This window comes from Leptospira alexanderi serovar Manhao 3 str. L 60, from assembly GCF_000243815.2.
Lineage (GTDB): Bacteria > Spirochaetota > Leptospiria > Leptospirales > Leptospiraceae > Leptospira > Leptospira alexanderi.
Map to the genome: position 1 here is coordinate 35,001 of NZ_AHMT02000030.1, position 2,500 is coordinate 37,500.

The following is a 2,500-nucleotide window of genomic DNA, read 5'->3' on the forward strand; positions in this document are numbered from 1 at the left end:
GCCGCGACCAAGATCGGCCTCGTCACTCCGGTTCCAGAGAAGTTGATCGCGGCTCACGGCGGCGGACATGGGTCGCACGATGCCCCTTTTGTCGCGAAAATCTGGAGTGGAATCACAGTCACCGGAGATATTTCCGTTACGATGACTCTCGCACTACTTACGATGTTCCTCATTTATACGGCGGGTTTTGTCTATCAAGGACCTAAGTTCATCTGGCATTCCGTTCCAAACGGAGTTCCTCTGCCGCTTTATTTAATCATGTGGCCTCTGGAGTTCATCGTTTCTCCGATGGCAAAAACATTCGCGCTTACAGTGCGTCTTTTAGCGAACATGACTGCGGGACACGTGATCATTCTCGCTCTGATGGGTTTTATCTTTCAGTTTCAATCTTGGGGAATCGTGCCGGTTTCGATCATCGGTTCGGGACTTATCTATGTCTTGGAGATTTTCGTGGCGTTTCTCCAGGCGTATATTTTCGTTTTGCTTACTTCCTTATTCGTAGGACTAAGCATGCATAGGCATTGATTGTAGGAATATTGAATCAACAAGGAGACAATTGGGCAATATGGAATTTGGATTAGGATATATCGGCGTAGGGATCGCTGCAGGGGTCGCAATTCTCGGAGCGGCTCTCGGGATTGGAAGAATCGGTGGTTCCGCTACGGAAGGAATTTCAAGACAACCGGAAGCGGGTGGTAAAATTCAAACCGCAATGATTATCGCTGCTGCGTTGATCGAAGGGGCGGCATTGTTCGCTCTTGTGATCGCTTTCCAAGCGGCGGGAACTTTGAACGAAGGTCTGAAAGCAACTGTTGCCAACCAAACAAAGGCTTCCACACCTGTCGTAACCGAAGAAAAAGGAAAGTAAAAGTTGATACTCTTAGCTGCTAAGGGATTGAGCCTCTTAGACGTAAATCCGGGTCTAGTAGTCTGGACTCTGATTACCTTTCTGGTCGTAGTCTTAGTCCTGAAAAAGTTTGCCTGGGATGTGATTCTGAAGGCTCTCGATGAAAGAGCTCAGGCCGTACAGAACGACATCGAAAAGGCCTCAGAACTTCGTTCGGAGGCGGAAGCTCTTCTGAAGGATTACGAAGCTAGGCTTGATTCTGCAAAAGACGAAGCACATGCAATCGTCGCGGAGGCCAAATCCGATGCTTTGAAACTGAAGAACAAATTACTGGAAGAAACGAACCAGGAAGTGAAGGCTCAGAAAGATCAGGCGGTGAAAGAAATCGAACTCGCGAAAGGAAAGGCTCTGGAACAACTGCAGACTCAGTTCGTAGAAATGACGATTGCCATTGCAGGGAAGGTTTTGGAAAAACAATTAAAAGCGGAAGACTACAAGGCTTTTATCGAAACCGAGTTGAATAAACTGGGGAAACTGAGCGCATAATCAATGAACGATTCCGGTGTTTCAAAGATATACGCGTCCGCACTTTTAGGAGCTGTAAATTCTCCGGAAGAAGTGGAACAAGAACTCGGCGATTTGGTTCGGCTTCTTTTCAAAGAGGAAAAGATCAGAAACTTTTTTCTTTCTCCTACTGTGTCGATCGAAGAGAAAGAAAATATTTTGGGAAAAAATCTCCGGGGAAAAATTTTGGACGTAACTCTAAACTTTCTCGGAGTGCTTTTAAACAAAGGAAGATTCATCAACCTTCCCGAAATTCAAAAGCAGTTCACCGTAGAGTTAGATAAGAAAAAGGGAAGGGTTCGCGCACAGGTAAAAAGTTATCCTTCTTTAGAACCTACTCAAATCGCGAAACTCGGATCCATCCTTTCTGAAAAATTCAAATCGGAATTCGTCCTGGAAGTTTCGGAAGATAAAACTCTTCTGGGCGGATTTGTAGTACAATTCAACGACTTAAAAATCGAAAAGTCAATCGCTTCCCAGCTCGGGGAAATCAAGAAAGCCATGTTGGAAAAGAAATTACCGGTTGGAGCCGTCTATGAAAATTAAGACAGACGAAATTACGTCCGTTCTCAAACAAGAAATTTTAAATTATAAAAAAGACCTCAGTGTTGATGAAGTTGGAACGGTTTTAGAAATCGGAGACGGAATCGCCAGAGTGTACGGACTCAAAAACGTAATGTCCGGAGAGATGGTCGAATTTCAAAACGGAATCTTCGGACAGGCGTTTAACCTGGAAGAAAATTCGGTAGGTGTGGTCGTTTACGGAAACTACTTGGAAATTCAAGAAGGATTTACCGTTAAAAGAACGAACCGAATCCTGGAAGTTCCCGTTGGTCCGGAACTTCTGGGTCGCGTAGTAAATCCGTTAGGCGAACCCCTCGACGGAAAAGGTCCGATCAGCGCAAAACTTACAAGACCCGTGGAATCTCCAGCTCCCGGTATCGCGATGAGACAACCGGTCGGCGAGCCGATGCAAACCGGAATCAAAGCAATCGACGCGATGATCCCAATCGGACGCGGACAAAGAGAGCTCATCATCGGTGACCGCGGAACCGGAAAAACTTCCATCGCACTCGATACGATCATCAA

General features: G+C 45.9%; 5 protein-coding genes (2 of these 5 only partly in view). All 5 read left to right on the forward strand.

Features of this window, described 5'->3' with window-relative positions; genetic code table 11:
• Tightly spaced (at most 40 nt apart), the 5 genes in view from atpB to atpA form a layout consistent with a single transcriptional unit that may run on beyond the window.
• On the forward strand, nucleotides 1-525 hold the end of the coding sequence (atpB, locus tag LEP1GSC062_RS10335) for a F0F1 ATP synthase subunit A (RefSeq protein WP_010577753.1). It extends 588 nt beyond the left edge of the window; only the last 525 of its 1,113 coding nucleotides appear in the window; its start codon lies beyond the left edge, outside the window; the stop codon is at nucleotides 523-525.
• Between the two features lie 40 nt (nucleotides 526-565).
• Nucleotides 566-868, forward strand: coding sequence for an ATP synthase F0 subunit C (locus LEP1GSC062_RS10340; RefSeq protein WP_002632911.1), 303 nt, complete (start codon nucleotides 566-568; stop codon nucleotides 866-868).
• A 3-nt stretch (nucleotides 869-871) separates the two neighbouring features.
• On the forward strand, nucleotides 872-1,393 hold the full coding sequence (locus tag LEP1GSC062_RS10345; RefSeq protein WP_010577754.1) for a F0F1 ATP synthase subunit B: 522 nt from the start codon (nucleotides 872-874) through the stop codon (nucleotides 1,391-1,393).
• Between the two features lie 3 nt (nucleotides 1,394-1,396).
• The gene (gene atpH / locus LEP1GSC062_RS10350; RefSeq protein WP_010577755.1) at nucleotides 1,397-1,957 is read left to right on the forward strand and encodes an ATP synthase F1 subunit delta; all 561 of its coding nucleotides are present in this window, start codon (nucleotides 1,397-1,399) and stop codon (nucleotides 1,955-1,957) included.
• Nucleotides 1,947-2,500, forward strand: partial view of a F0F1 ATP synthase subunit alpha gene (atpA, locus tag LEP1GSC062_RS10355; protein ID WP_010577756.1) — the start only. It continues 958 nt past the right edge of the window; 554 of the gene's 1,512 nt are visible here — the first part of the coding sequence; its start codon is at nucleotides 1,947-1,949; its stop codon lies beyond the right edge, outside the window. Before atpH ends, atpA begins: the two co-directional genes overlap by 11 nt.

Excerpts from the sequence above, each read along its gene's own strand:
- LEP1GSC062_RS10340 (WP_002632911.1), top strand. The coding sequence starts at position 566 with ATGGAATTTGGATTAGGATATATCGGCGTAGGGATCGCTGCAGGGGTC.
- atpH (WP_010577755.1), top strand. The coding sequence starts at position 1,397 with ATGAACGATTCCGGTGTTTCAAAGATATACGCGTCCGCACTTTTAGGA.